Source organism: Paraburkholderia sp. 31.1 (assembly GCF_014397645.1).
Classification (GTDB): domain Bacteria; phylum Pseudomonadota; class Gammaproteobacteria; order Burkholderiales; family Burkholderiaceae; genus Paraburkholderia; species Paraburkholderia tuberum.
Genome location: NZ_VZQN01000058.1, coordinates 1 through 25,438 on the forward strand (window position 1 = coordinate 1; position 25,438 = coordinate 25,438).

Genomic DNA, 25,438 nt, shown 5'->3' on the forward strand with positions numbered 1-25,438 from the left:
CGATACTCAAGTCGGGACAGGCTAACACCGTGAGGGCCTGAACCATATGAGTTGCAGCGACAGCATGTAAAGGTCAACGCGCCCGGAACGCCCTCGGGTTACCCATTGCGGATGACCGTGTATCTAGTGTCCTGAGTTAAAAATTCATTGAATGATGCCGATCACGTACTAAAGTGTTCTGTGTAGCACTTGATACGCGGAGGCAACGATGAGTGGACGGTCCAAAGGGGAACTCGTGCTGAGCGATTCGGAGCGCGAAGACCTGCAAGCGCTGACGATGCGACGCAAGACCGCGCAGGCCCTGGCATTGCGGGCGCGCATCGTGTTGGCCTGTGCCGATGGCATGGACAACAAGACAGTTGCGGCGAAACAGCGGGTCACACAGCAAACGGTTTCGAAGTGGCGGGCGCGATTCGTGAGCCATCGTGTGGACGGCCTGCTTGATGCACCACGGCCCGGCGCACCGAGGACGATTGATGACGCGCGCGTCGATGCGGTCATCGCGAAGACACTCGAGTCCGTGCCTGTCGGAGCGACTCACTGGAGCACGCGCACGATGGCTCGCGAAATGAAACTGTCGCAGACGGCGGTCACACGAATCTGGCGTGCTTTTGGCTTGCAACCGCATCGGCAGGAGACGTTCAAGCTCTCCAGCGATCCGATGTTCGTCGACAAGGTGCGGGATATCGTCGGGCTTTACCTGGACCCGCCGCTCAAGGCCATGGTGCTGTGCGTGGACGAGAAGAGCCAGATTCAGGCGCTCGATCGCACGCAACCCATGTTGCCGTTGGCACCCGGCATCCCTGAGCGACGTACCCACGATTACATGCGCCACGGTACGACCACCCTGTTCGCGGCGCTGGACATCGCTACTGGTGAAGTAATCGGCGAGGTACATCGGCGCCATCGCAGCAGCGAATTTGTGCGCTTTCTGCGCACCATCGAATCCAGCGTGCCGTCTTACCTGGAGGTGCATCTGGTAATGGACAACTATGGCACGCACAAAACGCCCTCGATCAAAGCCTGGTTCGCTCGTCATCCTCGCTTCCATGTTCACTTCACACCCACCTCGGCGTCGTGGCTTAACCAGGTCGAACGATGGTTTGCCGCGCTCACTGAAAAATACCTTCGACGCGGTACGCATCGGTCGACACGTCAACTCGAAGACGCGATCCGTCATTATCTGGATGTCTATAACGCGAACCCCAAACCGTTTGTCTGGAGCAAGTCGGCCGATGAGATCCTGGCCAGCCTCGAACGGTTTTGTGTGCGCGTCCGCAAGGCTGCGGCAGGAGCATCATGAATATCAATACCGACGCAATTGATGAAGTTTCCCTCGCTCTCCTCTACCTGACCCTGCATGACCGATACCGTGCATGGAAGGGCTTCGACTGGGATGTGCTGAACCGGCTCCATGAACGAGGCCTCATCGAAGACCCAGTCAACAAGACGAAGTCCGTGATCTTTACGGAAGAAGGACTGCGCGAGTCCGAGCGACTTTTTAATCAGCACTTTGTCATTCCGGAAAGAACAGAGAATTGATTCAACGAACTTCTAACTCAGGACACTAGATGGGGCGCGTCGGTAACAGGGTGGCGCCAGCGCTTCGCGCATGCGGCATGAGGTGACCGGCCTGCCAGGCCGGCACGGATAGAAGGTCGACCCGGCACTGACCGGTCAACAGACACCCTGACCTGAGTGACATTGACATGCCAGGCTGCAAATGGTGTCGGTCATCATCGTCGGAACCTGCGAATCACAGGTTGTCTACGGCCAGTCTGCGTCTGGTCGTAGCAGGCGACCACGCAAACTGGCCGTAGACAACGGGTAAGGAGATTCACTTCGCATGGCGAAATTTTATCTCGAACAGGGCTTGACTTCTGATTCCCCATAGAAGAGGGCGTTAGGCGCTTTGGGTTGCCAGGTGAAATGAAAGCGCGGAAAACCTACCGGACGGCGGGGAGCCCTCTGGCGCGAGGAAGCGCAGGCTACTCACTCAGAAGAAGACGCTTAAGCTTGTCAAGGAAAGCCTCAGTGGTCCGCTCCCACGCCGTCGGATCGCACTGGTAGCCAAATTCCTCCTCGAAGGCCGCGTCAAGATTTCCAGCATGATCGCTCTTGAACCGGTCTATGTCGGCCACCGTCGCGTTAATCATGTCTGGCGTGCATCCGCTTGCACAAGCCCGGACCAACTCTTCAATTGTGTTTCCCCAGTAGTCGAAATCTTCATTGAAGTAGCCAAGGATCAATTGCCCCAGATCATAATATTTCATACATCGATACCCACCAATCACTTATCGAGCATAGCCGTGAGGATGTAGTACGGCATCCCGTTATACGTCCCGTACTTCAAGACGACCTCCACTTTACTGCTATCCACCAACCTGTCGATCTTCCTGACCAATGCGTAACCTACTTTTCTTCCAACGTCCTTTCTCAGTGTCAAAACCCGGTTTGGTGCTTTTGTCCATGCGTGAATCTGCAAGGCATTTGCGCGCATCGTTTCCGATATAGCCCACTCCGCCTCCTCAAGATTTACGAAAGACGAAACTACTTTCTTTTCCGGCTCCAGCCTGAGCCTCTCCCGCAACTGCGCTTCAGTCCTCCCGACATGTTTCAAAAGCGTATGTCCACCGATCCGGCTGCCCCCTTTTGCCTCGTGCATTTGCAGGTTAACCCGGCCCATCGTGACGCGCGCAGCGCGTGCCGCCTTGATCGAGCCGGCAAAGCCGAATGGCACGGCGATATCGAGCGACAGGCCGATATTATTCGCCATGTCAGGGCTCGCCTTCATCGCTTCAGCGAGTTTCGTCGTGCCCTGCTGAGTCAGCGTGGCCGTGTCCTGACCAGTCCAGACCTGCCGCAAGCCAGCCGCCGCCGAGTCGGAGCCATGTACCCCGAACACGACACACCCGGCTTTGCTCGCCATCGTCGGGTCCGGCAAGACGCACAGCGCACCCGCACCAACCATTTCCAGCACGCCGCCGACGACCTGCAACCCGCCCCAAAGCCGGTTGGAAAGCATCTCCGTCTGGCTGATCGACTGGCGGGATAGCACGGCCGCGAGTTGCGGAGCACTTAGTACAACCTTCACTCCTTCGGTGTTGTCGGCACCGGGCATATCGAACCCCTCTGATGTTTTTATGGGGTTTCGATGCTGCCGTGCTGACCGTCTCTCAAGATTCGGATAACTCCGAATTTTCCGTAGCTCGATGCACGGACCTGTTCTGCATCGGGCGGGACTAGGCGCAACATCACGCACGCCGCGATTTTCCGGTCATATCCTCGCGGAGGTCGTTGAATGCTACAAACAGGGGACGCCTGTGGACGCGCATGAAAGGATGCTGTCCGAGATAGAGCGATTCAAGGGCGAACATCCAGACCTGGACAAGGCATTTGAGGAGGCTTACGGCCAAGATTGTTCGCCAGACCTGGGGGTCACACGACCGCCTCGCTTCTTATGGAGTTGAAGCAGATCCTGAGCGAGTAAGATTCTCGGCTACGCCAACTTACGGCGCGTCTACACCGATCGCGCCCGCTTCTTCTGCGGGCACCGTTTCACGCCTCCAACGCCGCCCGCGCACACACCTCGTCGGTCACGAGCCCCGACAGCCACCCCCCCTTGAGCACCGCGATCAGCGCCTCGCGCTTGCGCAGCCCGCCCGCGAAGCCGATGGTCGGCCGGCGTGGCGGCGTGTCGAGCGCGATGCTCGTCACGCGTCGGCCGGTCGGCGATTCGACGTGTGCGCCGGCCGCATCGATCGGCAGGCCGAGCATTTCGGCGACCGCGCCGTTCTGCATCAACTCCTTCACCTCGCCTTCCGTGATGAAGCCGTCCTCGTGCAACGGACAGGTCATCCCAATGTTGCCGATGCCGACGAACGCGACATCGGCCTGCGCCGACAGCGATTCGACGATCCGATAGAGACGGTGATTGCACCACTGCGCGCGCTCGGCCTCGCTGTCGGCGAGCAGCGGCGCGGGCAGCAGAAAATGCTTGCCCCCGGTCTTTTCGGAAATGTGCAGCGCGACGTCGTAGCGGTTCGAGGAGCCGTCCTGCGCGATCGCGCCGACCATCGATACCAGCCGATGCTGCGGACGGTCTAGCTGCGCGATCTGATCGACCGCGGCCTTCAGCGTGCGGCCGCTGCTGACCGCGACGACCATCGGCTTTTCCTCGCTCAGATAGCGCTCCATCACCTGCGCGCCGGCCACCGCGAGCTTGCGGTCGACTTCCTCGGAGGTATCGCCGTCGATCGGCACGATCTCGCATAGGCTGAGGCCATAGCGCTTCGACAGCTGATCGGCGAGCGACAGGCAATCAGCGAGCTTGTGATCGACCCGCACGCGGATCAGGTTCTTTTCGACCGCGAACGCGACGAGCCGCTGCGCGACCGGCCGCGATACCTGCAACTTCTCGGCGATTTCGTTCTGGGTATTGCCCGCGACGTAATAAAGCCACGCGGCGCGTGTGGCGAGATCGAGTTTTTCTGTGGACCTGGGCACGATGAGGTTTCGGTTGAAGTGCGCCGATGATAGCGGCCGGCGGCGCGTCTGTCGCGCGGGCCGGCCGCGGTTGACGCTCAGGCGAGCGGTGCGCGCGCGGGATCGAACAGCGGCCGTACGTGTCGATACAGCGCGCGATACGCTTCGAGCCGGGTGCGCAATTGCGCGTGGCGGCGCGGATTCGGTGTGAACTCCTTTTCGACAGGCGGCTTGGTCAGCACGGTGGCCGGCTCGCCACCGGCGGCGAGCCAGCCGAGACGCGCCGCGCCGAGCGCCGCGCCGGTTTCGCCGCCGCCGTGCTTGACGGTGACGGTGTCGAGCGCATCGGCGAGCAACTGGGCCCAGTAGTCGCTGCGTGCGCCGCCGCCGAGCAGCGACAACACCTTCGCCTCGGTGCCGGCCGCGCGCAGCGCGTCGAGGCCGTCGGTCAGCGCGAGCGTCACGCCTTCGAGCACCGCGTAGCCGAGCAGCGCGCGGTCGGTTGCGTGAGTCATGCCGAAGAATACGCCTTGTGCATAGGGGTCGTTGTGCGGCGTGCGCTCGCCCGACAGATACGGCAAAAAGAGCGGCGCGGTGGTCAAGGCCTCGGCGGGCAGCGCCTCGATTTCGGCGAGCAGCGTCGGCTCGTCGGTCGACGTCAGCTTGCAGACCCAGCGCAAACAGCTCGCCGCCGACAGCACCACGCTCATCTGATGCCAGCGGTCCGGGATCGCATGACAGAACGCGTGCACGGCGGAGGCCGGGTTCGGGCGGAAGCTGTCGCCGACCACGCACAGCACGCCCGAGGTGCCCAACGACACGAAGCCGTCGCCCGGTTGCGTCGCGCCGATGCCGATCGCGCTGGTCGCGTTGTCGCCGCCGCCGGCCGCGACGATCACGTCGTCGCGCAGGCCGAATTCGCGCGCGAGTTCCGCCAGCAGCGTGCCGGCCGGCGCGCTGCCTTCGCGCAGCGCCGGCATCTGCGCGCGCGTCATGTTGCAGGCAGCGAGCAGCGAATCGGACCAATCGCGTTTCGCGACGTCGAGCCACAATGTGCCGGCCGCGTCCGATGGATCGGACACCTTGCCGCCCGTCAGTTGCAGGCGCAGATAGTCTTTCGGCAGCAGCACGCAGGCAGTCCTCGCGAAAATCTCCGGCTCGTGACGCGCGACCCACAGCAGCTTCGGCGCCGTGAAACCGGGCATCGCCAGATTGCCGGCGACGCTGTGCAGTTCCGGCGCGCGCTCGGTCAGCTCCGCGCACTCCTTGTCGCTGCGCATGTCGTTCCACAGGATCGCGGGCCGCAGCACGCGGTTTTCCGCGTCGAGCAGCACCGCGCCGTGCATCTGCCCCGACAGGCCGATGCCGCGAATCTGCGCGAATTCGTCGGGATGACGCGCGCGCAACGCGGCGAGCGCCGTGCGCGTGCCGGCCCACCAGTCTTCGGGATTCTGCTCGGCCCAGCGCTGGTGAGGACGCGAAACGGTGAACGGCGAGCCTGCGGTGCCGATCACGCGGCCGTCGGAGGCGAGCAGCAGAACTTTCACTTCGGACGTGCCGAGGTCGATGCCAAGGTACATGGGAGCGAAACCTTCGTCGTTGGGGATGCGCTACTTTAGCGGTTCATCGCGCGCGCTGTCATGCGCATTAAGCCTGGCTAGTCGCGCCGCGTTCGGCGAGCCATGCGTCGACCCGCGCGAGCGCGCCCGCGAGCGCCGCTTCGAGCTCGGGCGTCTGCGCCATGCCGCCCCACAGCAGCCGGTCGGCCGCGAACGCGCGCAGCGGATCGGGCGCCGTGAAAAAGGCGTGCGCGACGCGCTCTTCCATCACGCCGTCCTGATACGCGTAGGGCAGCTTGCCCGTGTGCCAGCGTTCCAGAAAGCGGAAGAACAACGCGGGCAGCATCGCGCTCGCCGCCGGCGTGACGCCGCGCTCGAAGCATTCGGCGAGTGTCGGCGCGATGAAGCCGGGCAACTTCGAGAAGCCATCGGCGGCGACGCGCTGGTTCGTGTCGAGGATATGCGGGTTGCTGAAGCGCTCGAGCACGACGTCGCGATAGCGTTCGAGATCGAGCGGACTCGGTGTCAGACACGGGATCACGTCCTCGGTCACGTAGTCGTACGCGAACTGGCGGATGTCGGCGTCGAGCGTGCCTTCGTGGATGTAGTTCAGGCCGACCAGCGTGCCCGCCCACGCGATGCAGCTATGCGTCGCGTTGAGAATGCGGATCTTCGCTTCCTCGTACGGCAGCACCGAATCGACGAGTTCCGCGCCGACCTTCTCCCAGGCGGGCCGTCCCGCGATGAAGCGGTCTTCGATCACCCACTGGATGAACGCCTCGCCCATCACCGGACTCGCGTCGTCGACGCCGGTCGCGGCCTTCACGCGCTCGCGCACGTCGGGCGTCGGACGCGGCGTGATGCGATCGACCATCGAACACGGGCATGACGTGTTGTCGTCGAACCATTGCGCGAGTCCGTTCGCGCCGCGTCGTTCGAGAAACTCGCTCATGCCCGCATGAAAGCGCTCGCCGTTGCTGCGCAGGTTGTCGCAGGTCTGCAGCGTGACGGGTCCCGCGCCGCGCTTCACGCGCGCGTCGAGAATCGCCGCGAGCGCGCCGTAGATCGTCGTGTGGCCGCCGGCGAGGTCGGCGGCGAGATCGGCATTCGCGGTGTCGAGCCGGTCGTGTTCGTCGAGGTAATAGCCGCCTTCGGTCACGGTGAACGCGATGATCTTGCAAGCCGGATCGGCGCCCGCGTCGATCAGTCCGTCGAGGCTTTCGCTCCACGGCAGCACGCGCTCGATCGAGCGGATCGTCTCGTAGGCGCGCTCGCCTTGCGGCGTGACGGTTTCGAGCGTGTAGACGCCGTTCTGCGCGGCGAGCGCTTCGAGCACCGGGTTCATGTCGCCGCGGATATTGCCCACGCTCAGCGACCAGCGCGGCTCGCCGGCCGTGCTCGCTTCGTTCAGCCGGTGCAGATACCACGCCTGATGCGCGCGATGAAACGATCCCGCGCCGATGTGCAGGATCACGTGTGCGGCCGCGCCGCTGCCTTGCCCGCTGTTCATGTTGTGTCTCCAAAAACTTGTCCGCGGCGCTCGCGGCGCGCGTTCTGTGCGTGCAGAGCATTTGCTCTGTATGTGAGCGAATGATCGTACCCGGAGAAACGAAAGTCAAGGCAAGGGGGCGGGCTTTTGATGGCGCAGCGCGGCATGGGCGATGCGCCGGCGGCAGCGACGAGCACCCGAGGCGAGAAAACGAGTCGCGCCACTCATATTGCATTGCATCAAATTTGACCGTGCGCGCGTCGGGGCTAACCCGAATACAAAAAAGTATCGGTCCGCGGTCTCTTTTAAAGTGGTTGCCAACGCGTTTGGCGGTTACTTTTCGCTTTACAAGATCAAGATCGGCGGCGTCTCCCGCGCGCCGCTTCATGGAGGCAGACAGTGCAACCTGATCTCGAAATCGTGGCCGTACGCCACGACGAATCGTTCAAAGTGTGGTCGCATGGCTATCCGTATCGCACGGTGCGCTGGCACTTTCATCCGGAGTACGAAATCCATCTGATCGTCGCGACGACCGGCAAGATGTTCGTCGGCGATCACATCGGCAGCTTCGCGCCCGGCAACCTCGTGCTGATGGGGCCGAACCTTCCGCACAACTGGGTCAGCGACGTGCCCGAAGGCGAGAGCGTCGTGCAGCGCAATCTGGTCGTGCAATTCGGCCAGGAGTTCGTATCGAACTGTCTCGAGAGTTTTCCGGAGTGGCGTCAGGTCGAGGCGTTGCTCGCCGATGCGCGTCGCGGCCTGTCGTTCGGGCTGGAGACGTCCGCGCAGATCAAGCCGCTCTTTCTCGAACTGCTCGCGGCGCGCGGGCTGCGCCGGCTCGTGCTGTTCATGTCGATGCTCGAGATCCTGATCAACGCGCCGGATCGCGACACGCTCGCGAGTCCCGCTTATCAGGCCGATCCGACCAGCTTCGCGGCGACCCGCATCAATCACGTGCTCGCGTATATCGGCAAGAACCTCGCGAACGAGTTGCGCGAGTCGGAGCTTGCGCAACTCGCCGGCCAGAGCGTCAGCGCGTTTTCGCGTTATTTCCGTCGCCATACCGGGCTGCCGTTCGTGCAGTACGTGAACCGCATGCGCATCAATCTCGCGTGCCAGTTGCTGACCGATGGCGAACTGAGCGTGACCGACATCTGCTTCAAGGCGGGCTTCAACAACCTGTCGAATTTCAACCGGCAGTTTCTTGCGATGAAGGGCATGGCGCCGTCGACGTTTCGCCGTTATCAGCAACTGAACGATGCGAGCCGCGATGCTTCCGAGCAGGCGGCCGCGCATGGCAGGGGCATCGACAACGCGCCGGCGATCGTGCTCGCGCCGGGCTTCTCGCGTAGCGGCGTCGCGTACCCGGTCACATAGTGCCCATCCGGTAGTTCACAGCTTTATTCCACCCGCGTTTCAACACGCATCGATCGCGCTGTGCGCCCACAGCGCGAGGGGGCGTGCTCACTTCAAAAAATGGAGACAACCATGAAGCCGTCTACTCTTTCACTTAACCCTTCGATGATGTTCGCGCGCCGTGTCGCCGCGCTCGCGTTCGGTCTGTCGCTAGTCGCTGTGTCGGCCGCGCAGACCGCGCAGGCCGCGCCGCTCAAAATCGGCATGACGTTCCAGGAACTGAACAACCCGTACTTCGTGACGATGCAGAAAGCACTGAACGACGCGGCCGCGTCGACCGGCGCGACGGTCGTCGTCACCGACGCGCATCACGACGTCAGCAAGCAGGTCAGCGACGTCGAAGACATGCTGCAAAAGAAGATCGACATCCTGCTCGTCAATCCGACCGACTCGACCGGCATCCAGTCGGCGGTCATGTCGGCGAAGAAGGCGGGCGTCGTCGTGGTCGCGGTCGATGCGAACGCGAACGGTCCGGTCGATTCGTTCGTCGGCTCGAAGAACTACGACGCGGGCGTGATGGCGTGCGACTACCTCGCGAAGTCGATCGGCGGCAGCGGCGAAGTGGCGATTCTCGACGGCATTCCGGTCGTGCCGATTCTCGAACGCGTGCGCGGTTGCAAGGCGGCGCTCGCGAAATCGCCGGGCGTGAAGCTCGTCGATACGCAGAACGGCAAGCAGGAACGCGCGACCGCGCTGTCCGTCACCGAGAACATGATTCAGGCGCACCCGAACCTGAAGGGCGTGTTCAGCGTGAACGACGGTGGCTCGATGGGCGCGCTGTCGGCGATCGAATCGTCGGGCAAGGACATCAAGCTGACGAGCGTCGACGGCGCACCGGAAGCGATCGCCGCGATCCAGAAGCCGAATTCGAAATTCGTCGAGACGTCCGCGCAATTCCCGGCCGACCAGGTGCGCATCGCGCTCGGCATCGCGCTCGCGAAGAAGTGGGGCGCCAATGTGCCGAAAGCGATTCCGGTCGACGTGAAGATGATCGACAAAAGCAACGCTAAGGGCTTCAGCTGGTAATGCAAGCGCAGGCCGCCGCGTATGGAGACCACACGCGGCGGCCGCGGCAGAGGAACACGCGATGGACACGATTCTGAAGCTCGACAACATCAGCAAGAGCTTTCCCGGCGTGAAGGCGCTGCAAGGCATTCACCTCGAGATCGCGCGCGGCGAGATTCACGCGCTGCTCGGCGAGAACGGCGCGGGCAAGTCGACGCTGATGAAGATTCTGTGCGGTATCTACCAGCCCGACGAAGGCACGATCACGCTCGACGGCGAGCAACGCCACTTCGCGAACTATCACGACGCGGTGGCCGCAGGCGTCGGTATCGTGTTTCAGGAGTTCAGCCTGATTCCGTATCTGAACGCGGTGGAGAACATGTTTCTCGGCCGTGAATTGCGCAACCGCTTCGGTCTGCTCGAACGCGGCAGCATGCGGCGCGCGGCGGCGCGGATTTTTGAGCGGCTTGGCGTAGCGATCGATCTGTCGGTGCAGATCCGGGAACTGTCGGTAGCGCAGCAGCAGTTCGTCGAAATCGGCAAGGCGTTGTCGCTCGATGCGCGCGTGCTGATTCTCGACGAACCGACCGCGACGCTGACGCCCGCCGAGGCCGCGCATCTGTTCACGATCATGCGCGAGCTGAAGCAGCAGGGCGTCGCGATGATCTTCATCTCGCACCACCTCGAAGAGATTTTCGAGGTGTGCGACCGCATCACGGTGCTGCGCGACGGCCAGTACGTCGGCATGACCGAGGTCGCGCAATCCGACGTGGGCCGGCTCGCGCAGATGATGGTGGGACGCCGCATCGAAAGCAGCTTTCCGCCGAAGCCGACGCCGCGCGCCGACGCGAAGGTCGTGCTCGACGTCGTGCGCTTGCAGCTGTTCAAAGACAGCCCCGAGCTGAGCTTCACGCTGCGTGAGGGCGAGATTCTCGGCTTCGCGGGACTCGTCGGTTCGGGGCGCACCGAGACCGCGCTCGCGGTGATCGGCGCGGACCGTGCGTACGCGAAGGAAATTCGCGTCAACGGCGCGGCCGCGAAGCTCGCCGATCCGGCTGATGCGCTGCGCGCGGGCGTCGGCATTCTGCCCGAGAGCCGCAAGACCGAAGGGCTCGTTACCGAGTTCTCGATCAAGCAGAACATCTCGATCAACAACCTCGGCAAGTACCGGTCGCTACGTTTCTTCATCGACCAACGTAGCGAAGCGCGCGCGACCGCCGACATCATGAAGCGCGTCGGCGTGAAGGCCCCAACGATGCACACCGAAGTCGCGACGCTGTCGGGCGGCAATCAGCAGAAGGTCGTGATCGCGCGCTGGCTCAATCACCACACCAACATCCTGATCTTCGACGAACCGACGCGCGGCATCGACGTCGGCGCGAAGGCCGAAATCTATCTGCTGATGCGCGAACTGACCGCGCGCGGCTACTCGATCATCCTGATCTCGTCCGAGTTGCCGGAGATCGTCGGCATGTGCGACCGCGTCGCCGTATTCCGGCAGGGCCGCATCGAAGCGCTGCTCGAAGGCGACGCGATCGAATCGAATGCCGTGATGACCTATGCGACCGCCGGTTCGGCTGGAGCCTCTCATGAACATGCCTAATCCTTCCTCTTCGCCGAAAACATCGAGTGTCAACAGCGACACGCCGGGCGCGCCGGTGCGCTTTACGTGGGCCGCGCTGAAGCGCTCGACGCTGTTCTATCCGTTCATCGGCCTGCTGGTCGTCTGCATCGTGATGGTGTTCGCGAGCGACAGCTTTCTGTCGGCCGCGAACATCGAGAACGTGCTGCGCCAGGTGTCGATCAACGCGATCATCGCGGTCGGCATGACCTGCGTGATCCTGACGGGCGGCATCGATCTGTCGGTCGGCTCGGTGATGGCGCTTTCGGGCACGCTGTCGGCCGGGCTGATGGTCGCCGGCATGAATGGGGTGGCCGCGCTTGCGGTCGGCCTCGCGGTCGGTCTCGGCTTCGGCGCGGCCAACGGCTTTTTCGTCGCGTTTGCCGGCATGCCGCCGATCATCGTCACACTCGCGACGATGGGTATCGCGCGCGGCCTCGCGCTGATCTACACGGGCGGCTATCCGATCGATGGTCTGCCCGACTGGGTCAGCTTCTTCGGCAGCGGCAAGATTCTCGGCGTCCAGGCACCGGTCGTGATCATGGCGGTGATCTATCTGATCGCGTGGGTGTTGCTCGAACGGATGCCGTTTGGCCGCTACGTGTATGCGATCGGCGGTAACGAGCAGGCGACGCGATTGTCCGGCGTGCGCGTCGCGCGCGTGAAGCTGATCGTCTACACGATCGCCGGCTTGACGTCAGCGTTTGCCGCGATCGTGCTGACCGCGCGCCTGATGAGCGGCCAGCCGAACGCGGGCGTCGGTTTCGAACTCGACGCGATCGCCGCCGTCGTGATGGGCGGCACGTCGATCTCCGGTGGGCGCGGCTCGATCATCGGCACGCTGATCGGCGCGCTGTTACTCGGCGTCCTGAATAACGGCCTGAACATGGTCGGCGTGAATCCATACGTGCAGAACGTGATCAAGGGCGGAATCATTCTGCTCGCAATCTATATCAGCCGCGACCGCAGAAAGTAACGCTCGCTTCCCCACGTCCCTCTTTTCGCAGGACCATGCAATGACGACTCAATCCGACCAGCAGAACATGACCGCCATCGTCTGTCATGCACCGAAAGACTATCGAGTCGAGCAGGTACGGAAACCACGCGCGCGCGCGTACGAACTCGTGATCCGCATCGCCGCGTGCGGCATCTGCGCGAGCGACTGCAAATGCCATTCGGGCGCGAAGATGTTCTGGGGCGGCCCGAGCCCATGGGTCAAGGCACCGGTGATTCCGGGTCATGAGTTCTTCGGCTATGTCGAGGAACTGGGCGAGGGCGCGGCCGAGCATTTCGGCGTGCAGAAGGGCGAGCGCGTGATCGCCGAGCAGATCGTGCCGTGCGGCAAGTGCCGCTACTGCAAATCCGGCCAGTACTGGATGTGCGAAGTGCACAACATCTTCGGCTTTCAGCGCGAGGTGGCGGACGGTGGCATGGCCGAGTACATGCGCATTCCGCCGACCGCGATCGTCCACAAGATTCCCGACGGCATCTCGCTCGAAGACGCCGCGATCATCGAGCCGCTCGCGTGTGCGATTCACACGGTCAATCGCGGCGATCTGCAACTCGACGACGTGGTCGTGATCGCGGGCGCGGGGCCGCTCGGTCTGATGATGACGCAGGTCGCGCATCTGAAGACGCCGAAGCGGCTCGTCGTGATCGATCTCGTCGAAGAACGGCTCGCACTCGCGCGCGAATATGGCGCGGACGTGACGATCAATCCTCGGAAGGACGACGCGCTCGCGATCATCCATTCACTGACGGACGGCTACGGCTGCGACGTCTATGTCGAAACGACGGGTGCGCCGATTGGGGTGAATCAGGGGATGGACCTGATCCGCAAGCTCGGGCGCTTCGTCGAATTCTCGGTGTTCGGCGCGGATACGACGCTCGACTGGTCGGTGATCGGCGATCGCAAGGAACTCGACGTGCGCGGCGCGCATCTTGGGCCCTATTGCTATCCGATCGCAATCGATTTGCTCGCGCGCGGACTCGTTACGTCGAAGGGCATCGTCACGCACGGCTTTTCGTTGGAAGAATGGGACAAAGCGATCAGGATCGCGAACTCGCTCGATTCGATCAAAGTGCTGATGAAGCCGCGCGCGTGAATCTGGGGCGCGGCGTTTCAACGGAGACTCTATGAACTACGTCATCGGCGTCGATATCGGCACGCAGAGCACGAAGGCGCTGCTGGTCGACGAGCACGGCGCGATCGTCGCGCAGCATGCGTCGAGCTATCAGCCCGATACGCCGAAGCCATTGTGGGCCGAGCAGTGGCCCGCGGTGTGGCTGAAGGCCGCGGTCGAATGCGTGGCCGCGTGCGTGAGCGAGGCGAAGGCGGCCGGCATCGCGCCGGGCGCGATCAAGGCACTGTGCGTGAGTAGCCTGTACGGCGGCTCGGGCATTGCGGTCGACAACGACATGCGGCCGCTCGCGCCGTGCCTGATCTGGATGGACCGGCGCGCGACCGCTCAGGTCGACTGGGTGCGCGAGAACGTCGATCTCGAACGGCTCTATACGATCACCGGCAACGGGGTGGACAGCTACTACGGTTACACGAAGATGTTGTGGCTGCGCGAAAACGAGCCGGACGTGTGGGCGCATACGCGCTATTTTTTGCCGCCGAACGCATACGTGATCTACATGCTGACCGGCGAGGTCGCCGTCGATCACAGCTCGGCCGGCAATATCGGCGGCGTCTACGATATCGCGCGGCGCGACTGGTCGGACGAAGCGCTCGACATGCTCGGCATTCCCGCGACGATGATGCCGGAGCGGCTGGTCGAATCGTCGGAGGTGGTGGGCGGGCTGTTGTCGCAATGGACCGCGCAGCTCGGGCTCGACGCGGGCACGGCGATCGTCGCGGGTGGCGTCGATGCGGCGACGGCGACGTTCGCGGCCGGCGTCACGCGCGCGGGGCAGCACGTTGCGATGATCGGCACCAGCATGTGCTGGGGTTACATCAATCAGCGTGTCGACGCACGGCACGGTTTGATCAGCATGCCGCACGTTTTCAACGGGCAGCACGACATCTACGTATTCGGCGGTGCGATTACCGCGGGCGCGTCGGTCACGTGGTATCGGGAGCAGTTCTGTCATGCGGAGATCGAGGCCGCGCGCGCGACACCGCATGGCGATCCGCATCGGCTGCTCGAAGAGAGCGCCGCGCAAGTGCCGGCCGGCGCCGACGGCGTGCTGTTCCTGCCGTATCTGATGGGCGAGCGCAGCCCGGTGTGGGATGCGAAGGCGAGCGGCGCGTTCGTCGGGCTGTCGCTGTTTCATACGCGCGCGCATCTGTATCGCGCCGTGCTCGAAGGCGTGTCGTTCGCGCTGAAGCACAACATCGAAGCGGGGCGCAAAGGCGCGCAAACGCTCGACGACAAGCTGATCGTGGTCGGCGGCGCGGCGCATTCGGACCTGTGGATGCAGATCATCGCCGACGTCACCGGCTATCCGGTCTACACGATCGAGCAGGACGTCGAAGCCGCGATGGGCGCCGCGCTGCTCGCCGCGCTCGGCGTCGGTCTCGTGTCGCGCGAAGCGGCGCAAGGAGGCTGGGTCACGCTGATCGAGCGCGCGCAGCCCGAGGCACGGCGCATGGCGCTATACAAAGAGCGCTTCGGCGTGTACACGGACCTCTATCCGGCGTTGAAGCCGGTCATGCATCGCTTGCAATCATCATGAACGCTACTTTCGATTTTTCCGGCCGCTCGATTCTGGTGACGGGCGCCTCCAGCGGCATCGGCCGCGCGACGGTCGAGGCGCTGTGCGCGAGCGGCGCGTCGGTCGTCGCGGCCGCGCGCAACGTGAACGAGCTCGCGCGGCTCGCCGAGGAAACCGGCTGCGAGCCGTTGAGGCTCGACATCAGCGACGAAGCCGTGATCGACGAAGTAATGGCCTCGCTCGCACCGTTCGACGGTCTGGTGAATTGTGCGGGCATCGCGTTGCTCGAACGCGCGGTGGAAACGACGGCCGCAAGCTTCGATCGCGTGATGGCGGTGAATGCGCGCGGGGCGGTGCTGGTCGCGAAGCACGTCGCGCGTGGCATGCTCGACGCGGGGCGCGCGGGCAGCATCGTCAACGTGTCGAGCCAGGCCGCGCTCGTCGCGCTCGACGATCATCTGAGCTATTCGGCGTCGAAGGCCGCGCTCGATGCGGTCACGCGCGCGTTGTGCATCGAGCTGGGGCCGTACGGAATTCGCGTGAACAGCGTGAACCCGACGGTCACGCTGACGCCGATGGCGGTGCTGGCGTGGAGCGATCCTGTCAAACGCGATCCCGCTTTGCAGGCGATTCCGCTCAGGCGCTTTGCCGAATCGGCGGAAGTCGCCGCGCCGATTCTGTTTCTGTTGAGCGACGCGGCGTCGATGATCTGCGGGGTGTGTTTGCCGATCGATGGTGGTTATACCGCGCGCTAGCGGGTGTCAGGCACTGTCGGTTGCCGGGTGAAATGGAAGTACACGCAAGCCTACCAGACGGTGTGGGGCCGTCCGGTGGGAGGAAATGCGGGCTACTCACTCAGAAGAAGACGCTTAAGTTTGTCGAGAAAAGCCTCAGTGGTCTGCTCCCACACGGTCGGATCGCACTGGTAGCCAAAATTTTCCTCAAATGCTGCGTCAAGGTTCCCCGCATGATCGCTCTTGAATCGGTCTATCTCGGCCACCGTCGCGTTAATCTCTTCCGGTGTGCATTCGCATGTAAAAGACAAAACCAATTCCTCAATTGTGTTTCCGAACAAGTCGAAATCTTCATGGAAGCGGCCACCAATCAATTGATACAAATTTTCGTATCTCAGATTGATCGACTGGCCGGATAGCACAGCCGCGAGTTGCTGAGCACTCAGTACAACCTTCAGTCCTTCGTCGTCATCGGCACCGGGCATATCGAAACCCCCTGATGTTTTTATGGGGTTCCGATGCTGCCATGCTGACCATCTCTCAAGATTCGGATAACTCCGAACTTGCGTAATAGTGTTGGCTTGCTCTTTGTTCCCCGCCAGGATGCCAGGTTTGCCCGGGAAGTGCCTTACGCGCGCTAACCGCTAAAGCATCGTCCGCACGTGCCAAAGCTCGGGAAACAGCACCACGTCGAGCATCTTGCGCAGATACTGCGCGCCGCTCGTGCCGCCGGTGCCCTGCTTGAAGCCGATGATGCGCTCGACCGTCGTCACGTGGCGGAAGCGCCACTGGCGGAACGCATCCTCCAGATCGACGAGTTCCTCGGCCATCTCGTACAGATCCCAATGCTCGGACGGATTGCGATACACCTCGAGCCACGCCGCTTCGACCGATGCATCATGTTCGGTCGGCTTCGTCCAGTCGCGTTCGAGCCGCGCGGGCGAAATCCTGAAGCCGCGGCGCGCGAGCAGCCTCACCACTTCGTCGTAGAACGACGGCGCTTCGAGTGATGCCTTCACTTGCGCGTACACGTCGGCGCGATGCGCGTGCGGCTTCAGCATCTGCTCGTTCTTGTTGCCGAGCAGGAATTCGATCTGCCGGTACTGATACGACTGAAAGCCCGACGAACTGCCGAGGTACGGCCGCATCGCCGTGTATTCGGACGGCGTCATCGTCGCGAGCACGCTCCACGCCTGCACCAGCTGCTCCATGATTCGCGACACGCGCGCAAGCATCTTGAACGCGGGCGGCAGGTCGTCGCGATGCACTGCCGCGAGCGCCGCGCGCAGTTCGTACAGCGCGAGCTTCATCCATAGCTCGCTCGTCTGATGCTGGATGATGAACAGCATCTCGTTGTGATCCGGCGACAACGGATGCTGCGCGTCCAGCACCGTGCCGAGCGACAGATAATCGCCGTAGCTCATCGACTCCGAGAAGTCGAGCTGCGCGTCGTGCCAGCCGCTGTCGGCCGCGCTCGCGGACGGCGCCGACGCCGTCCGTCCGTGTCCGAACGGGCAGCCTTGTGCCGCCGGTTCTTCTGGCAAGCCCGGCGTGTGCATGTGATCGGTCATTCTGTCGTCCTCAGGTAACGGCGCCGCGCTGGGCGAATTCAGGGGCCCGCCAGGCCTCGCGGGTGAGCACGTCGCGCAAGATTTCGACGGCGTCCCATACGTCGACGAAGCGCGTGTACAGCGGTGTGAAGCCGAAGCGCAGCACGTGCGGCTCGCGATAGTCGCCGATCACGCCGTGCGAGATCAGCGCCTGCATCACCTCGTAGCCGTGCGGATGTTCGAAGCTCGCGTGCGAGCCGCGCTGCGCATGCTCACGCGGCGTCACGAGCTTCAGTGGAAATTCGCTGCAACGTGTCTCGACGAGTTCGATGAACAGATCGGTCAGCGCGAGCGACTTCTGGCGGACCGCCTGCATAGACGTTTGCAGGAACACGTCGAGCCCGCATTCGACGAGCGCCATCGACACCATCGGCTGCGTGCCGCACAGGTAGCGGCCCACGCCGTTGTCGGGCTGATACGTCGGGTTCATCTCGAACGGCGCGCGATGCCCCCACCAGCCCGACAGCGGTTGCGCAAACTCGTTCTGGTGACGTCTGGGCACCCACACGAACGCGGGCGAACCGGGACCGCCGTTCAGGTACTTGTACGTGCAGCCGACCGCGTAGTCGGCACCGACGCCGTTCAGATCGACCGGCACCGCGCCCGCCGAATGCGCGAGATCCCACAGCGCGAGCGCGCCCCTGTCGTGAATCAGCTTCGTCAGCGCGGCCATGTCGTGCATGTAGCCGGTGCGGTAGTTCACGTGCGTGATCATCGCGATCGCGGTGTCCTCGCCGATCGCGCCGGGCAGTTCGGACGGATCGTCGACGAGGCGCAGCTCGTAGCCGCGATCGAGCTGCTCGATCAGGCCCTGCGCGATATACAGATCGCTCGGGAAGTTCGAGCGCTCGGACACGATCACGCGACGCTTCGGATCGCGCGCATTGGCGAGCCGCACGGCGGCCGACAGCAGCTTGAACAGGTTGATCGAGATCGTGTCGGTAATCACGACTTCGTCTTCGGCCGCGCCGATCAGCGGCGCGAGCTTGTTGCCGAGTCGGCGCGGCAGCGCGAACCAGCCGGCATTGTTCCAGCTGCGGATCAGTCCTTCGCCCCATTCGGCGGCGATCACGGTCTGCGCGCGCTGCGCGGCGGCGGCCGGCGGCACGCCGAGCGAGTTGCCGTCGAGATAGATGGTCGTCGGCGACAGCGCGAACTGTTCGCGCAGCGCTGCGAGCGGTTCGGCGCTGTCGAGCGCCACGGCTTCATTACGATGGTTCATGGTGGTTCGATGGGTTGGGTTGTCGGGTAGATCGCTCGCCGGGGAGCGTGGCTGAGCGCGAGCCGGGCAGTGCACGCAGCACCGCGCGCACCGGGCTCGCGTCGAGCGTGGTCAGCTTCAGCGGCAGCGCGATCAGCTCGTAGTCGCCGGGTTCGACCGCGTCGAGCACGATGCCCTCGAGAATCGCCATCCGGTGCGCGCGAATGCGGTGATGCGCATCCATCGTCTTCGATTCCTGCGGATCGAGCGACGGCGTATCGATGCCGAGCAGCGTCACGCCGCGCGCGGCGAGCAGGTCGACGGTCTCGGGCGCGACCGCGCAGAACGCACTATCCCACTCGCGCGTCGGCGCTTTTCTGTAAGTGCGCAGTAAGACTCGCGGCGGCAAATCGTCGAGCGAGCCGGCCAGATGTTGTGGCGTCACAACAGGCGACGCGCCGATACAGTCAATCACTCTGCATAAACCGAGATATGCGTCGAGCGGCACGTTGCCGATCGCGGCGCCGTCGGCGTCGTAGTGCAGCGGCGCATCGGTATGCGCGCCGGTGTGCGGCGAGATCGTCAGACGCGCGACATTGACCGGCGAGCCAGCCTCCATGCGCCAGACGCGCTCGATGCCGACCGGCGTGTCGCCCGGCCAGACGGGCGTGGCGGTATCGACGGCGGGGGTGATGTCCCAGAGTGCTCGCATGGCGGTGTCGGCGGTTGGTAGCGATCTCTAAATGATAGAGGTCAAGCTGTGAAATGTGATTGCGAAAAAATCTCCTTACCAGCCGTGTCTTGGAACATAATTTGAGTCAAACAGGAAAGGGAGACCGAATATGAACGCGATCTCGCTCGACGCCACCGATTGCCGTATCTTGACGGTGCTTCAGCAGGAAGGACGGATCAGCAATCTCGACCTGGCGGAGCGCATCTCGCTCTCGCCATCGGCCTGTCTGCGACGCCTGCGTCTGCTGGAAGAGCAGGGCGTCATCGAACACTACCGAGCGTGCCTGAACCGCGAAGTTTTGGGGTTCGAGCTGGAAGCGTTCGTGCAGGTATCGATGCGCAACGATCAGCAGAACTGGCACGAGAGTTTTGCCGAAGCGCTGCGCGACTGGCCCGAAGTGGTCGGCGCTTTCGTCGTGACCGGCGAAACCCACTATCTGCTGCGCGTGCTCGCGCACAACCTCAAGCACTATTCGGACTTCGTGCTCAATCGCTTGTACAAGGCGCCGGGGGTGATGGACATCCGCTCGAACATCGTGCTCGAAACGCTGAAGGAAGATTCGGGCGTGCCGGTGTCGCTCGTGAAGAAGAACAGCGGGCACGGAGCCACGCATAGCGACCGTTCAGGATGACGAGGGCGGGGCGCGCCGTTTTCGACGCGTCCGACCGACGGGCGCTACAGACGCCAGGGAAGCGCCGCGCCGCTCAAAGCGGCTTCAGGCCGTGGAACTGCGCGCTCTGGAACACGAGCGGCAGCATGTCCGCGGCATTTTCATGCACACCGCAGCGCTCCACTTCGCCGACGAAAATCACGTGGTCGCCTTCCTCATAGCGGCTGCGGTTATGGCATTCGAACCACGCGAGTGCGCCGTCGAGCACCGGCATGCCGCTGTCGCCCGCCGCGTGCGACACGCCCTCGAAGCGGTCGCCCTTCACGGTCGCGAAGCGCTTGCACAGATCGAGCTGGGTCGAGGCCAACACATTGATCACGTAGTGACTGTTGGCGCGGAACACCGGCATCGACGCGGAGCGCGTCGCGAGACTCCACAGCACGAGCGGCGGAGAGAGCGACACCGAGTTGAACGAACTGGCCGTGATGCCGATCAATTGGCCGGACGCGGCGCGCGTCGTAATCACGGTGACGCCGGTCGCGAACTGACTGAGCGCCTGTTTGAACGCGGACGGGTCGAAGTTGGGTGGGCTCGCGCGCTTCATCGGGGCGAGGCCCCCGTCGCGCGCCGTGTGAAAGACCGACTGCAGCGCGAATCAAGGCGCGAATTGAAGCGCGAATTGAAGCGTATACCCGCGCGGCGGGAAGCGGATGTTTCGAAAGTCATGGTGAAAATCGTTGATTTCCGCCAATTTTAACTGCAATCGCCGCGCGCGCCGCAGCACAATGCGTGCGGCGCGTGGCAGCCGGGCGGTTGCAGCGACGATCGCCTCGAAAGGCTGCACCCGAAAATTTGCCGATCGTGCTGGATCGAGGCGCGGGCGCGGCGCTTGCGTGTGTGAGGCACGGTTATTCACACGTCGCGTGCCGGCGTTTCTATACTCGATATCTGCACGGCCGGATTTGCGGTCATTGCGCGACGGGTGCCTGACTCGTGCCTGACTGCGCCTTTCAGAACGCGTGTTCGGCCATATATTCGGATGCGGTGGCAGATACGGCGGCGCTACGCAGGCCGGCTGCCGATCATTGTGTGAATCTGATCCTGGGGTGAAGCTTATGAACGAGATAGCAACGCTCGGCGGTGGATGTTTCTGGTGCCTCGAAGCGGTGTATCTGGGCGTCGAGGGCGTCAATGCGGTGGAGTCGGGTTATGCGGGTGGTCACGCGCGCCATCCGAGCTACGAGCAGGTCTGCGACGGCGACACCGGTCACGCGGAAGTGGTCAAGGTCGACTTCGATCCGGCCAAGATCAGCTATCGCGAGATTCTCGACATCTTTTTCGCGATCCACGATCCGACCCAGCTGAACCGGCAGGGCAACGACGTCGGCACGCAATACCGCTCGGTGATCTTCACGCATTCCGACGCGCAGCACGAAACCGCGCTGCAGGCGATTCGCGAGATCGGCGAACAGCGCGTCTACGACGGCAAGCTCGTGACCGAGGTGCTGCCGCTCGGCGACAACTACTGGCCCGCCGAGGCTTATCACCAGAACTATTTCGCGCAGCATCCGAATCAGGGCTACTGCTCGTTCGTGGTAGCGCCGAAAGTCGCGAAATTCCGCCAGAAGTTCGCGCATCGGATCAAGGCGGGTTAACGGCGCAGCGCGGGGATTGGAGTCGGCAACGGGCGGATGCGTAAGACCGCCCGCTGCTGTTCGTCACTGCGGTTCCTGTGCTCGCGATGGCACCTCGTCGCCGTTATCGCCGCGTCCCTGCGTGACACGCACGCAGGCTTCGACGATTTCTTCGGCCAGTTTCACGCAGCTGAGCGGCGCCGATCCCTCCGCCTTGTTGTTGACCGCGATCACGACCGGCTGACCAGCGAGCGCGTAACGCGCGGCCAGTTCGGCGAGCGACGCGCGCGTCGCCGGATCTTCGTCGACGAGCCGGTTGAACGGCTCGTACTTCGCCTTCGCCTGTTCGTACTTGAAACCGCCGTGCAGGCTCCAGCGCACGATCAGCGGACCGGCCGGCTCGCCATCGAGCAGCGCGAGCGCCGCGGCCTGGCGCAGCGGATCGGGCATCCGCGCATGAACGCCGACGCAGTAGCGCACGCGAGCCGTCTTCAGCATGCGGATGAAGCGCGGCGTGAGCAGGCTCGCGTCGCGAATCTCGACCGCGTAGCAACTGCCGTCGGGCAGCCCGGGCAGCGCGTCGAAAAACTCTCCCAGTCGTTCGATGAATACCGCCGGCTGCGCGAGCATCTGGTCCGGCAGAGGCGAGAACTGGAACACCAGCGCGCCGGCCTTTGCGCCGAGGCCTTCGAGGCAGGGCGTGACGAAATCGTCGATCGCCATCTGCGCGTTCAGGAAGCACGGGTTCAGCGACACCGGCTCGCCGCGCTCGGCGCGCACGGTGGCGTCGGTGATCGTCATCGGCGCCTTGACGATGAAGCGGAAGTGCTCGGGCACCTGCTGCGCGTAGCGCAGGTATTCGGTGACCGTCAACGCCTGGTAGAACGAGCGGTCGATGCTGACCGTCTTCAGCAGCGGATGTGCGCCGTACGCACTCAAGCCCTCGCGCGACAGTTTGCTGTTGCTGTAGTCGTCGCCGTAGACGATGCCTGTCCAACCCGGGAACGACCATGTCGACGTGCCGAGGTGGATCTGCGGCGGCAATTGCGCCGCGAGCGCGAGCAGCTCCGGCGATGGCGGTGCAGCCAGCACCTCGCGGCTGCGGCGCTTTTTCGGAGCGTCGGCGGAGGCCGGGGCGCAGTCTGGTTCAGGAGCGGGGCTGTCGGGCGGGGTGTCGTCTTCGAACAGCGACGCGGGGGTGTTGGAAATTGCGGTCTTCGGCGTGCGCTTGTGCTCTGGCTGCGCGGCAGCGCTTGCGGCCGAATCGGCTTCACGTGCGGACATGGCCGGCGCTTCTGCCGCGGCCTCCACCGGCATCCCGAACAGATCGAACTGCTGCGCGGCCTGATGCGTCGCATCGTCCGCGCTGCCGTCCTTACCGTTCAACGGCTCTTCAACGTCACTCGTCCTGCTCTGGTCCATCAATGTCCGGCCTGCTGTTCATCAGAATTGCGCCGCGGCGCGCGCTTCATGCACGCCGCCGCGGCGCGACCGGTCACAAACCGGGTCACAGCGGTTTTTCGTACATGTAGCGGCGCGACCACGGCAGGGTTTTCGCGCTGCGGCCGGCTTTGCGGCACACCACCTGGAAAATCGACACGTCATCGTTTTCGAACGCATACGCGCAGCCGGCCAGATACACGCGCCAGATGCGGAATTTTTCGTCGTCGACGAGCTTGCGCGCCTGGTCTGCGTGGGCTTCGAAATTTTCCGCCCAGATGTCGAGCGTGTGCGCATAGTGACGGCGCAGGCTTTCGACGTCAACCGGTTCGAGCCCGCCGCGCTGCATCGCTTCGAGCGCGAGGCTGATGTGCGGCAGCTCGCCGTCCGGGAACACGAAGCGGTCGATGAACTCACCGCCGCCGAGCGCGGTTTCGCCGCTATCGGCGTCGCTCGACGTGATGCCGTGGTTCATCGCGATGCCGTCGTCGGCGAGCAGATCGTGCATCTTCTGGAAATAGCCGGGCAGGTTCTTGCGGCCGACGTGCTCGAACATGCCGACGCTCGTGATGCGGTCGAACTGCCCCTTGACGTCGCGATAGTCCTGCAGGCGGATATCGATCTGGTTTTCGAGGCCCGCCGCTTTCACGCGCGCGGTGGCGAGATCGAACTGGTTCTGCGACAGCGTGACGCCGACGCACTTCGCGCCGAACTTTTGCGCGGCGCGCAGCACGAGCGCGCCCCAGCCGCAGCCGATGTCGAGCAGACGCTGCCCGGGCTGCAGCTGGATTTTGGTCAGAATGTGATCGATTTTCTTCAGTTGCGCGGTCGCGAGGTCTTCGGTGCCGGTCTCGAAGTACGCGCACGAGTAGACCATGTTCTCGTCGAGCCACAACCTGTAGAACTCGTTCGACACGTCGTAGTGATACTGGATCGCTTTCTTATCCGACGTCTTCGAGTGATTGAAGTAGCGCCGCACGCGCGCGAGCTTGCCGGCGCTCGTCACGGTGCTGCGCGCGAGCTGATAGCCGATATTGATAATGTCCGACAGCTTGCCCTCGATGTCGATCTTGCCTTTGACATAGGCTTCGCCAAGATTGTCGAGGCTCGGTTCGAGTAGATAGGGCAGCGCGGTTGCGCTCTTCACGTGTAGCGTGACCCGGGGCGCGGCGAACTGCCCGAAGTCGTGTTGCTGACCGTCCCACAGCACGAGGCGTGCGGGCAGGTTAGCGGTGGTTTTGACATCTTCAACCCACTGCGCCAGCTTTTTCTCCCAGAACATGTGATCTCTCCGTGTTCGTTGATTTAAAGCAAAGCTATGTGGATCGCGACATGGCGCGGCGCATTCCGCGGGCCGCGCAACGCAATCCCGCCGACGCGCGCCGCTACGTTGGCGCCGCCGCCGGCCTTATTCGTCCGGTCATCGACCGGTCAGGGCGACAGGCGTGCGATCAGCCAGTTGGCGCTTTCTTCCGCGCGCGTGTAAAGCAGACGATCGTGCAGCCGAGACGGCCGCCCCTGCCAGAATTCGATCGCGTCGGGCACCAGACGGTAGCCACCCCAGTGCGGCGGACGCGGAGGATTTTCGCCGTATTGCAGGCTGATTTCGCGTTCGCGTACTTCGAGCTGCGAACGGCTTTCAATCACCTGACTCTGATTCGATGCCCATGCGCCGATCCGCGAGCCGAGCGGACGAGACGCGAAATACGCGTCACTGTCTGCCTCGCTCGTTTTGACGACGCGGCCCTCGATGCGCACCTGGCGTTCGAGTTCGATCCAGTGAAACAGCAGGCTCGCGTAGGGGTTCACGTTCAGTTCGCGGCCCTTGCGGCTTTCATAGTTGGTGAAGAATACGAAACCGCGCTCGTCGACGCCCTTGATGAGCACGATGCGTGCCGAAGGCCGGCCGCGCGCGTCGACCGTGGCCAGCGTCATTGCATTCGGCTCGGGCAGCTTGGCGTCGATGGCCTGCTGGAACCACGTGTCGAATTGACGGAACGGATCGTGGTTGACGTCGGCAACGTCCAGTGAGCCCAGCGAGTAGTTTTTTCGAAGCTCGGCGAGTGAGATCATATTCTTATGCGAACGCTACAGTGTGGGCCAAGTATAGCTAAGGCGTCAGGTTTTTGCGCGCGAGCGGAGCAACGTATGGCGCGGCGCATGTTGCGCCGGCGCAAGCCTGCAATATTGCGTCGCTGCTCGTGGTCCTGCGCGGCTGTTTTCACGTGTTCAGGCAAAATA

At 63.4% G+C, this 25,438-nt stretch carries 25 protein-coding genes; 11 read left to right on the forward strand and 14 right to left on the reverse strand.

Going from position 1 to position 25,438, the window contains the following annotated elements:
• Positions 1-208 precede the first annotated feature (208 nt).
• Both F6X37_RS31640 and F6X37_RS31645 read left to right on the forward strand, forming a co-directional pair.
• A complete protein-coding gene (locus F6X37_RS31640) occupies positions 209-1,303 on the forward strand; it encodes an IS630 family transposase (protein WP_187613995.1) in 1,095 nt (364 codons plus the stop codon).
• Positions 1,300-1,542: a DUF6429 family protein gene (locus F6X37_RS31645; protein ID WP_090812276.1), complete on the forward strand. Its 243-nt coding sequence runs from the start codon at positions 1,300-1,302 to the stop codon at positions 1,540-1,542. Before F6X37_RS31640 ends, F6X37_RS31645 begins: the two co-directional genes overlap by 4 nt.
• Positions 1,543-1,988: 446 nt before the next feature.
• Here the strand turns inward: F6X37_RS31645 and F6X37_RS31650 are convergent, their stop codons facing one another.
• From F6X37_RS31650 to dalD, 5 genes are all read right to left on the reverse strand, one after another.
• A complete protein-coding gene (locus F6X37_RS31650; RefSeq protein ID WP_090801677.1) occupies positions 1,989-2,273 on the reverse strand; it encodes a contact-dependent growth inhibition system immunity protein in 285 nt (94 codons plus the stop codon).
• A 17-nt stretch (positions 2,274-2,290) separates the two neighbouring features.
• Entirely contained in the window at positions 2,291-3,121 is an 831-nt protein-coding gene (locus tag F6X37_RS31655; RefSeq protein ID WP_187613996.1) for an RNase A-like domain-containing protein, read from the reverse strand.
• Between the two features lie 437 nt (positions 3,122-3,558).
• Entirely contained in the window at positions 3,559-4,506 is a 948-nt protein-coding gene (locus F6X37_RS31665) for a sugar-binding transcriptional regulator (RefSeq protein ID WP_187613998.1), read from the reverse strand.
• Between the two features lie 77 nt (positions 4,507-4,583).
• Positions 4,584-6,065 (reverse strand): xylulokinase, encoded by a 1,482-nt coding sequence (xylB, locus tag F6X37_RS31670; RefSeq protein WP_187613999.1) that lies wholly within the window; start codon positions 6,063-6,065, stop codon positions 4,584-4,586.
• A 67-nt stretch (positions 6,066-6,132) separates the two neighbouring features.
• Positions 6,133-7,554 carry a D-arabinitol 4-dehydrogenase gene (dalD, locus tag F6X37_RS31675; RefSeq protein WP_187614000.1) on the reverse strand — a complete coding sequence of 474 codons (1,422 nt, stop codon included), beginning with the start codon at positions 7,552-7,554 and terminating at the stop codon, positions 6,133-6,135.
• 378 nt (positions 7,555-7,932) lie between these two features.
• Between dalD and F6X37_RS31680 the strand changes: the two genes are divergently transcribed.
• The 7 genes from F6X37_RS31680 (at position 7,933) to F6X37_RS31710 (ending at position 15,990) form a co-directional block, all read left to right on the forward strand.
• Positions 7,933-8,910, forward strand: coding sequence for an AraC family transcriptional regulator (locus F6X37_RS31680; RefSeq protein WP_090805447.1), 978 nt, complete (start codon positions 7,933-7,935; stop codon positions 8,908-8,910).
• Positions 8,911-9,021: 111 nt separating this feature from the next.
• Positions 9,022-9,975 carry a substrate-binding domain-containing protein gene (locus tag F6X37_RS31685; protein WP_187614001.1) on the forward strand — a complete coding sequence of 318 codons (954 nt, stop codon included), beginning with the start codon at positions 9,022-9,024 and terminating at the stop codon, positions 9,973-9,975.
• Positions 9,976-10,036: 61 nt separating this feature from the next.
• Positions 10,037-11,557, forward strand: coding sequence for a sugar ABC transporter ATP-binding protein (locus F6X37_RS31690; protein ID WP_187614002.1), 1,521 nt, complete (start codon positions 10,037-10,039; stop codon positions 11,555-11,557).
• Entirely contained in the window at positions 11,544-12,551 is a 1,008-nt protein-coding gene (locus tag F6X37_RS31695; RefSeq protein ID WP_187614003.1) for an ABC transporter permease, read from the forward strand. The genes F6X37_RS31690 and F6X37_RS31695 overlap by 14 nt, the downstream gene beginning before the upstream one ends.
• Before the next feature lie 40 nt (positions 12,552-12,591).
• Positions 12,592-13,680: an alcohol dehydrogenase catalytic domain-containing protein gene (locus F6X37_RS31700; protein WP_187614004.1), complete on the forward strand. Its 1,089-nt coding sequence runs from the start codon at positions 12,592-12,594 to the stop codon at positions 13,678-13,680.
• A gap of 31 nt (positions 13,681-13,711) precedes the next feature.
• Positions 13,712-15,256, forward strand: a complete 1,545-nt coding sequence (locus F6X37_RS31705; protein ID WP_187614005.1) for an FGGY-family carbohydrate kinase — start codon at positions 13,712-13,714, stop codon at positions 15,254-15,256.
• Positions 15,253-15,990 (forward strand): SDR family oxidoreductase, encoded by a 738-nt coding sequence (locus F6X37_RS31710; RefSeq protein WP_187614006.1) that lies wholly within the window; start codon positions 15,253-15,255, stop codon positions 15,988-15,990. The genes F6X37_RS31705 and F6X37_RS31710 overlap by 4 nt, the downstream gene beginning before the upstream one ends.
• Before the next feature lie 92 nt (positions 15,991-16,082).
• Here the strand turns inward: F6X37_RS31710 and F6X37_RS31715 are convergent, their stop codons facing one another.
• The 4 genes from F6X37_RS31715 to kynB all read right to left on the reverse strand — a co-directional run bounded on the left by F6X37_RS31715 (position 16,083) and on the right by kynB (position 19,492).
• Positions 16,083-16,454 (reverse strand): contact-dependent growth inhibition system immunity protein, encoded by a 372-nt coding sequence (locus tag F6X37_RS31715; protein ID WP_262420100.1) that lies wholly within the window; start codon positions 16,452-16,454, stop codon positions 16,083-16,085.
• Between the two features lie 159 nt (positions 16,455-16,613).
• Positions 16,614-17,540 (reverse strand): tryptophan 2,3-dioxygenase, encoded by a 927-nt coding sequence (kynA, locus tag F6X37_RS31720; RefSeq protein ID WP_184051495.1) that lies wholly within the window; start codon positions 17,538-17,540, stop codon positions 16,614-16,616.
• Positions 17,541-17,550: 10 nt separating this feature from the next.
• Positions 17,551-18,801 carry a kynureninase gene (gene kynU / locus F6X37_RS31725; RefSeq protein WP_187614007.1) on the reverse strand — a complete coding sequence of 417 codons (1,251 nt, stop codon included), beginning with the start codon at positions 18,799-18,801 and terminating at the stop codon, positions 17,551-17,553.
• Positions 18,788-19,492, reverse strand: coding sequence for an arylformamidase (gene kynB / locus F6X37_RS31730; RefSeq protein ID WP_187614008.1), 705 nt, complete (start codon positions 19,490-19,492; stop codon positions 18,788-18,790). Before kynB ends, kynU begins: the two co-directional genes overlap by 14 nt.
• Positions 19,493-19,622: 130 nt before the next feature.
• Here kynB and F6X37_RS31735 point away from each other — a divergent pair, with 130 nt between their 5' ends.
• A complete protein-coding gene (locus F6X37_RS31735) occupies positions 19,623-20,144 on the forward strand; it encodes an Lrp/AsnC family transcriptional regulator (RefSeq protein ID WP_090801655.1) in 522 nt (173 codons plus the stop codon).
• Between the two features lie 73 nt (positions 20,145-20,217).
• On the opposite strand, the gene F6X37_RS31740 is transcribed toward F6X37_RS31735, so the two are convergent.
• Positions 20,218-20,727 carry a flavin reductase family protein gene (locus tag F6X37_RS31740; protein ID WP_090801653.1) on the reverse strand — a complete coding sequence of 170 codons (510 nt, stop codon included), beginning with the start codon at positions 20,725-20,727 and terminating at the stop codon, positions 20,218-20,220.
• A gap of 51 nt (positions 20,728-20,778) precedes the next feature.
• Positions 20,779-21,039: a hypothetical protein gene (locus tag F6X37_RS31745; protein WP_187614009.1), complete on the reverse strand. Its 261-nt coding sequence runs from the start codon at positions 21,037-21,039 to the stop codon at positions 20,779-20,781.
• 199 nt (positions 21,040-21,238) lie between these two features.
• On the opposite strand from F6X37_RS31745, the gene msrA reads away from it, so the two are divergent.
• Complete coding sequence (gene msrA / locus F6X37_RS31750; RefSeq protein WP_187614010.1) at positions 21,239-21,778, forward strand: peptide-methionine (S)-S-oxide reductase MsrA; 540 nt, start codon at positions 21,239-21,241, stop codon at positions 21,776-21,778.
• Positions 21,779-21,841: 63 nt separating this feature from the next.
• Here msrA and F6X37_RS31755 read toward each other — a convergent pair whose 3' ends face one another.
• From F6X37_RS31755 to pdxH, 3 genes are all read right to left on the reverse strand, one after another.
• Positions 21,842-23,179, reverse strand: a complete 1,338-nt coding sequence (locus F6X37_RS31755; RefSeq protein ID WP_187614011.1) for a DUF72 domain-containing protein — start codon at positions 23,177-23,179, stop codon at positions 21,842-21,844.
• 85 nt (positions 23,180-23,264) lie between these two features.
• Entirely contained in the window at positions 23,265-24,479 is a 1,215-nt protein-coding gene (locus tag F6X37_RS31760; RefSeq protein ID WP_187614012.1) for an SAM-dependent methyltransferase, read from the reverse strand.
• 149 nt (positions 24,480-24,628) lie between these two features.
• Positions 24,629-25,270 carry a pyridoxamine 5'-phosphate oxidase gene (gene pdxH / locus F6X37_RS31765; RefSeq protein ID WP_090801646.1) on the reverse strand — a complete coding sequence of 214 codons (642 nt, stop codon included), beginning with the start codon at positions 25,268-25,270 and terminating at the stop codon, positions 24,629-24,631.
• Positions 25,271-25,438: the final 168 nt, after the last annotated feature.

Bases quoted from the DNA above. Each gene is read 5' to 3' on its own strand.
- F6X37_RS31755 (WP_187614011.1), bottom strand. From the start codon at position 23,179: ATGGACCAGAGCAGGACGAGTGACGTTGAAGAGCCGTTGAACGGTAAG.
- F6X37_RS31655 (WP_187613996.1), bottom strand. From the start codon at position 3,121: ATGCCCGGTGCCGACAACACCGAAGGAGTGAAGGTTGTACTAAGTGCT.
- F6X37_RS31760 (WP_187614012.1), bottom strand. From the start codon at position 24,479: ATGTTCTGGGAGAAAAAGCTGGCGCAGTGGGTTGAAGATGTCAAAACC.
- F6X37_RS31740 (WP_090801653.1), bottom strand. From the start codon at position 20,727: ATGAAGCGCGCGAGCCCACCCAACTTCGACCCGTCCGCGTTCAAACAG.
- F6X37_RS31700 (WP_187614004.1), top strand. From the start codon at position 12,592: ATGACGACTCAATCCGACCAGCAGAACATGACCGCCATCGTCTGTCAT.
- kynA (WP_184051495.1), bottom strand. From the start codon at position 17,540: ATGACCGATCACATGCACACGCCGGGCTTGCCAGAAGAACCGGCGGCA.
- F6X37_RS31685 (WP_187614001.1), top strand. From the start codon at position 9,022: ATGAAGCCGTCTACTCTTTCACTTAACCCTTCGATGATGTTCGCGCGC.
- F6X37_RS31690 (WP_187614002.1), top strand. From the start codon at position 10,037: ATGGACACGATTCTGAAGCTCGACAACATCAGCAAGAGCTTTCCCGGC.
- F6X37_RS31640 (WP_187613995.1), top strand. From the start codon at position 209: ATGAGTGGACGGTCCAAAGGGGAACTCGTGCTGAGCGATTCGGAGCGC.
- F6X37_RS31695 (WP_187614003.1), top strand. From the start codon at position 11,544: ATGAACATGCCTAATCCTTCCTCTTCGCCGAAAACATCGAGTGTCAAC.
- F6X37_RS31735 (WP_090801655.1), top strand. From the start codon at position 19,623: ATGAACGCGATCTCGCTCGACGCCACCGATTGCCGTATCTTGACGGTG.
- kynB (WP_187614008.1), bottom strand. From the start codon at position 19,492: ATGCGAGCACTCTGGGACATCACCCCCGCCGTCGATACCGCCACGCCC.
- dalD (WP_187614000.1), bottom strand. From the start codon at position 7,554: ATGAACAGCGGGCAAGGCAGCGGCGCGGCCGCACACGTGATCCTGCAC.
- kynU (WP_187614007.1), bottom strand. From the start codon at position 18,801: ATGAACCATCGTAATGAAGCCGTGGCGCTCGACAGCGCCGAACCGCTC.
- msrA (WP_187614010.1), top strand. From the start codon at position 21,239: ATGAACGAGATAGCAACGCTCGGCGGTGGATGTTTCTGGTGCCTCGAA.
- pdxH (WP_090801646.1), bottom strand. From the start codon at position 25,270: ATGATCTCACTCGCCGAGCTTCGAAAAAACTACTCGCTGGGCTCACTG.
- F6X37_RS31650 (WP_090801677.1), bottom strand. From the start codon at position 2,273: ATGAAATATTATGATCTGGGGCAATTGATCCTTGGCTACTTCAATGAA.
- F6X37_RS31705 (WP_187614005.1), top strand. From the start codon at position 13,712: ATGAACTACGTCATCGGCGTCGATATCGGCACGCAGAGCACGAAGGCG.
- xylB (WP_187613999.1), bottom strand. From the start codon at position 6,065: ATGTACCTTGGCATCGACCTCGGCACGTCCGAAGTGAAAGTTCTGCTG.
- F6X37_RS31715 (WP_262420100.1), bottom strand. From the start codon at position 16,454: ATGCCCGGTGCCGATGACGACGAAGGACTGAAGGTTGTACTGAGTGCT.
- F6X37_RS31645 (WP_090812276.1), top strand. From the start codon at position 1,300: ATGAATATCAATACCGACGCAATTGATGAAGTTTCCCTCGCTCTCCTC.
- F6X37_RS31710 (WP_187614006.1), top strand. From the start codon at position 15,253: ATGAACGCTACTTTCGATTTTTCCGGCCGCTCGATTCTGGTGACGGGC.